Source organism: Streptomyces sp. BA2, assembly GCF_009769735.1.
Taxonomy (GTDB): Bacteria; Actinomycetota; Actinomycetes; order Streptomycetales; family Streptomycetaceae; genus Streptomyces.
This window is the reverse complement of record NZ_WSRO01000002.1, coordinates 2,420,189-2,427,500: the sequence shown is the minus strand read 5'-3', so window position 1 is coordinate 2,427,500 and position 7,312 is coordinate 2,420,189. Positions and strand designations below refer to the sequence as shown.

The window sequence follows — 7,312 nt, the reverse complement described above, 5'->3', positions numbered from 1 at the left end:
TCCTTTCTAAGGAGCATCTAGACCGCCAAGCTTGCTTGGTGGTCCAAGAGCCATTACGTCGGCAAATGTTCGACGATGGTTAGCTCATGGGTGGAACGTTGACTATTCGGCACAGTTGGCCAACTCGGGCCGCAAGTACTGTCCTTCGGGGCGTGGAACGCGGAATGGGTGGGATGACTGGGCCGGGCACGCTGTTGGGTATCTGAAGGTATGGCCGTATGGCTGCCTTCAAGTGCCGACCCCGGTGTACTCGCTGGTTTCCAGTGGGGTGGCGGGTGGTTGGTCGTTGTTTGAGAACTGCACAGTGGACGTGAGCATCTGTGGCCAAGTTTTTAAGGGCGCACGGTGGATGCCTTGGCACCAGGAACCGATGAAGGACGTGGGAGGCCACGATAGTCCCCGGGGAGTCGTCAACCAGGCTTTGATCCGGGGGTTTCCGAATGGGGAAACCCGGCAGTCGTCATGGGCTGTCACCCGCTGCTGAACACATAGGCAGTGTGGAGGGAACGCGGGGAAGTGAAACATCTCAGTACCCGCAGGAAGAGAAAACAACCGTGATTCCGGGAGTAGTGGCGAGCGAAACCGGATGAGGCCAAACCGTATACGTGTGAGACCCGGCAGGGGTTGCGTGTGCGGGGTTGTGGGATCTCTCTTTCACAGTCTGCCGGCTGTGAGACGAGTCAGAAACCGTTGATGTAGGCGAAGGACATGCGAAAGGTCCGGCGTAGAGGGTAAGACCCCCGTAGTCGAAACATCAACGGCTCGTTTGAGAGACACCCAAGTAGCACGGGGCCCGAGAAATCCCGTGTGAATCTGGCGGGACCACCCGTTAAGCCTAAATATTCCCTGGTGACCGATAGCGGATAGTACCGTGAGGGAATGGTGAAAAGTACCGCGGGAGCGGAGTGAAATAGTACCTGAAACCGTGTGCCTACAAGCCGTGGGAGCGTCGCGCATTGAGTTTACTCAATGCGTCGTGACTGCGTGCCTTTTGAAGAATGAGCCTGCGAGTTTGCGGTGCGTTGCGAGGTTAACCCGTGTGGGGAAGCCGTAGCGAAAGCGAGTCCGAATAGGGCGATATAGTAGCGCGCTCAAGACCCGAAGCGGAGTGATCTAGCCATGGGCAGGTTGAAGCGGCTGTAAGAGGTCGTGGAGGACCGAACCCACCAGGGTTGAAAACCTGGGGGATGACCTGTGGTTAGGGGTGAAAGGCCAATCAAACTCCGTGATAGCTGGTTCTCCCCGAAATGCATTTAGGTGCAGCGTCGTGTGTTTCTTGCCGGAGGTAGAGCACTGGATAGGCGATGGGCCCTACCGGGTTACTGACCTTAGCCAAACTCCGAATGCCGGTAAGTGAGAGCACGGCAGTGAGACTGTGGGGGATAAGCTCCATGGTCGAGAGGGAAACAGCCCAGAGCATCGACTAAGGCCCCTAAGCGTACGCTAAGTGGGAAAGGATGTGGAGTCGCAGAGACAACCAGGAGGTTGGCTTAGAAGCAGCCACCCTTGAAAGAGTGCGTAATAGCTCACTGGTCAAGTGATTCCGCGCCGACAATGTAGCGGGGCTCAAGCGTACCGCCGAAGTCGTGTCATTCCAGCATATAGGGCCAACGCCTGCTGGGATGGGTAGGGGAGCGTCGTGTGCCGGGTGAAGCTGCAGCGGAAGCTAGTGGTGGACGGTTCACGAGTGAGAATGCAGGCATGAGTAGCGATACATACGTGAGAAACGTGTGCGCCGATTGACTAAGGGTTCCTGGGTCAAGCTGATCTGCCCAGGGTAAGTCGGGACCTAAGGCGAGGCCGACAGGCGTAGTCGATGGATAACCGGTTGATATTCCGGTACCCGCTGTGAAGCGTCAAACATCGAGCCCATTAATGCTAAGGCCGTGAAGCCGTCCTGGAGCCTTCGGGCAAAGGGAAGTGGTGGAGCCGCCGACCCAAGATGGTAGTAGGTGAGTGATGGGGTGACGCAGGAAGGTAGTCCAGCCCGGGCGGTGGTTGTCCCGGGGTAAGGGTGTAGCCCGTCATCTAGGTAAATCCGGATGACATGTGGGTGAGACCTGATGCCGAGCCGATTGTGGTGAAGTGGATGATCCTATGCTGTCGAGAAAAGCCTCTAGCGAGTTTCATGGCGGCCCGTACCCTAAACCGACTCAGGTGGTCAGGTAGAGAATACCGAGGCGTTCGGGTGAACTATGGTTAAGGAACTCGGCAAAATGCCCCCGTAACTTCGGGAGAAGGGGGGCCATCACCGGTGATGAGTCTTGCACTCTGAGCTGGGGGTGGCCGCAGAGACCAGCGAGAAGCGACTGTTTACTAAAAACACAGGTCCGTGCGAAGCCGTAAGGCGATGTATACGGACTGACGCCTGCCCGGTGCTGGAACGTTAAGGGGACCGGTTAGTGCGCTTTCGGGCGTGCGAAGCTGAGAACTTAAGCGCCAGTAAACGGCGGTGGTAACTATAACCATCCTAAGGTAGCGAAATTCCTTGTCGGGTAAGTTCCGACCTGCACGAATGGCGTAACGACTTCTCGACTGTCTCAACCATAGGCCCGGTGAAATTGCACTACGAGTAAAGATGCTCGTTTCGCGCAGCAGGACGGAAAGACCCCGGGACCTTTACTACAGTTTGATATTGGTGTTCGGTTCGGCTTGTGTAGGATAGGTGGGAGACTTTGAAGCGGGCACGCCAGTGTTCGTGGAGTCAACGTTGAAATACCACTCTGGTCGTGCTGGATGTCTAACCTGGGTCCGTGATCCGGATCAGGGACAGTGTCTGATGGGTAGTTTAACTGGGGCGGTTGCCTCCCAAAGAGTAACGGAGGCGCCCAAAGGTTCCCTCAGCCTGGTTGGTAATCAGGTGTTGAGTGTAAGTGCACAAGGGAGCTTGACTGTGAGACCGACGGGTCGAGCAGGGACGAAAGTCGGGACTAGTGATCCGGCGGTGGCTTGTGGAAGCGCCGTCGCTCAACGGATAAAAGGTACCCCGGGGATAACAGGCTGATCTTCCCCAAGAGTCCATATCGACGGGATGGTTTGGCACCTCGATGTCGGCTCGTCGCATCCTGGGGCTGGAGTCGGTCCCAAGGGTTGGGCTGTTCGCCCATTAAAGCGGTACGCGAGCTGGGTTTAGAACGTCGTGAGACAGTTCGGTCCCTATCCGCTGTGCGCGTAGGAATATTGAGAAGGGCTGTCCCTAGTACGAGAGGACCGGGACGGACGAACCTCTGGTGTGCCAGTTGTCCTGCCAAGGGCATGGCTGGTTGGCTACGTTCGGAAAGGATAACCGCTGAAAGCATCTAAGCGGGAAGCCTGCTTCGAGATGAGTATTCCCACCCCCTTTGAGGGGTTAAGGCTCCCAGTAGACGACTGGGTTGATAGGCCAGATCTGGAAGCCCGGTAACGGGTGGAGGTGACTGGTACTAATAGGCCGAGGGCTTGTCCTCAGTTGCTCGCGTCCACTGTGTTAGTTCTGAAACAACGAACAGTTGTGTCGGCTGAACGGCTACACCACTTAATTGAAGAGTGTGCTTGTTCGCTGCCCTGTTTGAGATCCCGCTTTGCGGCGGGATATTTCATAGGGTTTCGGTGGTCATAGCATGAGGGAAACGCCCGGTTACATTCCGAACCCGGAAGCTAAGCCTCATAGCGCCGATGGTACTGCAGGGGGGACCCTGTGGGAGAGTAGGACGCCGCCGAACAATCTTTGGAGGACCCTTGGTCCCAGCGTCCACGCTGGGACCAAGGGTCCTTTTTTGTTTTGTCGAAGCGCGCCGGCTACCCGGCTGCGCGAGAATGACTGCGGTACCGAAGACTAGGAGTCACCGATGTCCACCAACTCTCCCGATGAGCGACCGGAGCGCGGGCAGCGCAGCCGGGACGGTGGCGACCGGGGCGGATACCGTGGCGGCGCACCGCGTCGCGACGGCGACCGCAGTGGCGGCGGGCGCCCTCCGTTCCGTCGCGACGACCGCTCCACCTCTGGCGGCCCCCGCCGCGACGACCGTGACCGGGGTGCCCCTCGTCGCGATGACCGTGGTGGCGAGCGCGGTGGCTTCCGCCGTGACGACAACCGTGGTGGCGGCGGTGACCGGGGCGGATTCCGTCGCGACGACCGTTCGACCTCTGGCGGCCCCCGCCGCGACGACAACCGTGGTGGCGGCGGAGACCGACTCCCGTTCCGACGCGATGACCGCCGGGATGACCGGCGTGACGACCGCGGCGGTGACCGTGGCGGCTTCCGTCGCGATGACAACCGCGGCGGCGGTGGCGGCTACCGCGGTCGCGATGACCGTGAAGGCGGTGGGCGTCCTCCGTTCCGTCGCGATGACCGCTCGACGTCTGGCGCCCCGCGCCGTGACGACCGGCGTGACGGCGACCGTCCCGCATTCCGCCGTGACGACCGCTCGACGTCTGGCGCCGCGCGCCGTGACGACCGGCGCGATGGCGACCGTCCCGCATTCCGCCGTGACGACCGCTCGACCTCCGGCGCCCCGCGCCGTGACGACCGGCGCGATGGGGGTCGTCCCCCGTTCCGTCGTGATGACCGCCGGGATGACCGGCGTGACGACCGCGGTGGTGACCGTGGCGGTTTCCGTCGTGACGACAACCGCGGTGGTGGCGGCGACCGTGGCGGTTTCCGCCGTGACGATCGCCGTGATGACCGGCCCCGTGGTGGCGACCGTCCCGCTTTCCAGCGTGATGACCGCCGTGATGACAACCGTGGCGGAGGCGATCGTGGTGGGTTCCGCCGTGACGACCGTCGGGATGACCGCGGCGGCGACCGCGGTGGGTTCCGCCGTGATGACCGTGGCAGTGACCGTGGTGGCGATCGCGGAGGTGACCGTGGTGGCTTCCGTCGCGATGACAACCGTGGTGGCGGCGGTGGCGGCTTCCGTGGGCGTGAGGACCGTGGGCCGCGGCGCGATGACCGTGGCGGGCGGCCCGGCGGGTTCCGTGGGCGCGATGACCGGCGTGACGGCGACCGTGGTGGATACCGCGGGCGTGACGACCGGGACCGCGAGCCCATCAAGCGGCTTCCGATCCCCGAGGACGTAACGGGCCACGAGATCGACAAGAGCGTGCAGCAGGAGCTGCAGAGCCTTCCCAAGGGACTCGCTGAGGACGTCGCCAGGAACCTGGTGATGGTCGCCAACCTCATCGACGAGGACCCCGAGCAGGCCTACGAGTACTCGCGGATCGCGCTGCGGCTCGCCTCGCGTGTCGCCGCTGTACGCGAGGCGGCGGGCTTCGCCGCGTACGCGACCCAGAAGTACAGCGAGGCCCTCGGTGAGTTCCGGGCCGCCAAGCGGATGACCGGGAGCGTCGAGCTCTGGCCCGTCATGGCGGACTGCGAGCGCGGTATGGGCCGGCCCGAGAAGGCGCTGGACATGGCCGGTGCGCCCGAGGTGCAGAAGCTGGACAAGCCGGGGCAGGTCGAGATGCGTCTCGTCGCCGCCGGTGCGCGGCGTGACCTGGGGCAGATCGATGCCGCCATCGTCACCCTCCAGGGCCCCGAGCTGGCGTCGAACTCCGTTCAGCCGTGGACCGCGCGGCTGCGGTACGCGTACGCCGACGCGCTGCTCGCGGCGGGGCGTGAGGACGAGTCGCGCGAGTGGTTCGCGAAGGTCATCGAGTCCGACAAGGACGGCAGCACCGACGCCTCGGACCGTCTCGCCGAGCTGGACGGCGTCGAGTTCGTCGACGTGCTCCAGGACGATGCGGAGACGCCCGTCGCAGAGGCGGCGCCGGTCTCGGAGCCCGAGGTCGTCTTTGTCGCCCCGGTCCAGGAAGACCAGGACGAGGACGAGGGCGTGGAAGAGTTCTACGACGAGGACGACTTCGAGCTGGACGATGACGATGACGGTGGCGATGACGGTGACGGTGACGAGGACCGCAAGGGCTGAGCACTGACCTGGTAGTACGACAACGGGCGGGATCCCATCAGGGGTCCCGCCCGTTGTCGTATGTGTGCGCGCTTCAGAAGTCGAGGCTGCGCAGGACCAGGCCCGATGCCGGCTTGGGGCCGAAGGACGTGGACTTGCGGGGCATCGTGACCCCCTGGCGGGCCAGCTCGCGTACGACCTCTTCGCGGACCGGGTGCATCAGGACGGCCGTACCGCCGTCGCGTTCCGCCTTCTCCACCGTGGCCTCGGTGTCGTGGATGTACGCGATGTGCTCCGGGGCGTCCGGGATCTGCCAGATGTGATCGAGGAGCGTGGAGTGCAGGACCGTCGCGTCCAGGGTGCGCCAGGCCTCAGGGGGGTCGGCCGGGATCGTACGGGCCAGGAGGTCGGGGGATGGGCGGTCTATGAGGTGGAAGGCGCCGTCACCCGCGAGGAGGAAGGCGTTGCCTTCGGCCGCCGCTTCGGCCAGGGCTTCGAGAGCGCGCGGCAGGGGGCCTTCGACGGTGCGTACGCGGAAGGAGTCCGTGAGGGCGGTGAGGGCTTCGGAGACCGGGAGCCGGTGCAGGTAGCGGTGGATGGAGCGGACTCGGAGCGGGTAGCGCGTGGTGTCCACCAGGAGGACCAGGCCGTAGTCCCATGGACCGGCTGACGGGTGCTCGGAGCGGAGACGGAGATTGGTCGCCCAGCGGTGGTGCCCGTCCGCGATCAGCGCCTGGTGGTGGGAGAGATCTGACTGGATCTCGGCGAGGTCGGCGGGGTCGGTGACCGCCCACAGGCGGTGGCTGAAGCCGTCCTCCGTGGTCGTCGACAGGAGAGGCTTGTTCGTCACGGTGCGTTCGATGACGGCTGTCGCGCCCGTGGCGTCGCCGTCCGAGCGGTACGTCAGGAGCAGCGGTTCGAGGTTGGCGCTCGTCGCGCGCATCAGGGCCGCGCGGTCCTCCACGACGTGGGGCATGACGCCTTCGTGGGGCAGGACGATGCCGTCCTTCGCCTCGGAGAGGCGCAGTGCGCCGATGATGCCGCGCTGCAGGATGCCGGCGTCGCGCTGCTCGTAGACGTAGAGGCTGGGCTCCGGGTCGGGCGCGAGGATGCCTTGGGCGAGCCAGGCGTGCAGGGTCTCGGCCGCCTGTTGGTTGCGGGCCGCCGGTGTGGTGGCCTGGGGGAGGATCAGCCGGACGATGTTGTGCGGGTCGGCGGACTCCAGGTGGAGCAGGCCGTCGGGCCGTACGACCACGTCGTACGGCGGGGACGTCACGGCGGCAAGACTGCCAACCCGTTCGGGGACGTAGCGAACGCCTCGGAACGGGATCAGGTCGAGGCCTTGGTCGTCGGTATGACCCGCTGTGTTCATTGCTGCATCGTATGTGTGTCAGTGGCATAAGCGATGATCGGGGGAGTGGGATCGA

2 protein-coding genes, 3 rRNA genes and 1 pseudogene (1 of these 6 only partly in view) are annotated in these 7,312 nt (G+C 63.6%); 5 read left to right on the top strand and 1 reads right to left on the bottom strand.

What is annotated here, in order from left to right:
- The 5 genes and pseudogenes from E5671_RS13570 to E5671_RS13555 form a co-directional block, all read left to right on the top strand.
- Positions 1–6: ribosomal RNA gene (locus E5671_RS13570) — 16S ribosomal RNA — on the top strand (it extends 1,520 nt beyond the left edge of the window).
- A 316-nt stretch (positions 7–322) separates the two neighbouring features.
- Positions 323–3,446 (top strand): 23S ribosomal RNA (locus E5671_RS13565).
- Between the two features lie 138 nt (positions 3,447–3,584).
- A 5S ribosomal RNA gene (rrf, locus tag E5671_RS13560) occupies positions 3,585–3,701 on the top strand.
- Together the 16S, 23S and 5S rRNA genes form the textbook arrangement of a ribosomal RNA operon.
- A gap of 303 nt (positions 3,702–4,004) precedes the next feature.
- Positions 4,005–5,021 (top strand): annotated as a pseudogene (locus E5671_RS46245) (hypothetical protein); the annotation flags it as partial.
- 60 nt (positions 5,022–5,081) lie between these two features.
- Complete coding sequence (locus tag E5671_RS13555; RefSeq protein WP_336606050.1) at positions 5,082–5,906, top strand: hypothetical protein; 825 nt, start codon at positions 5,082–5,084, stop codon at positions 5,904–5,906.
- Between the two features lie 73 nt (positions 5,907–5,979).
- Here E5671_RS13555 and E5671_RS13550 read toward each other — a convergent pair whose 3' ends face one another.
- Positions 5,980–7,257: a DUF1015 domain-containing protein gene (locus tag E5671_RS13550; RefSeq protein WP_160504220.1), complete on the bottom strand. Its 1,278-nt coding sequence runs from the start codon at positions 7,255–7,257 to the stop codon at positions 5,980–5,982.
- Positions 7,258–7,312 lie beyond the last annotated feature (55 nt).

Bases quoted from the DNA above. Each gene is read 5' to 3' on its own strand.
- E5671_RS13550 (WP_160504220.1), bottom strand. From the start codon at position 7,257: ATGAACACAGCGGGTCATACCGACGACCAAGGCCTCGACCTGATCCCG.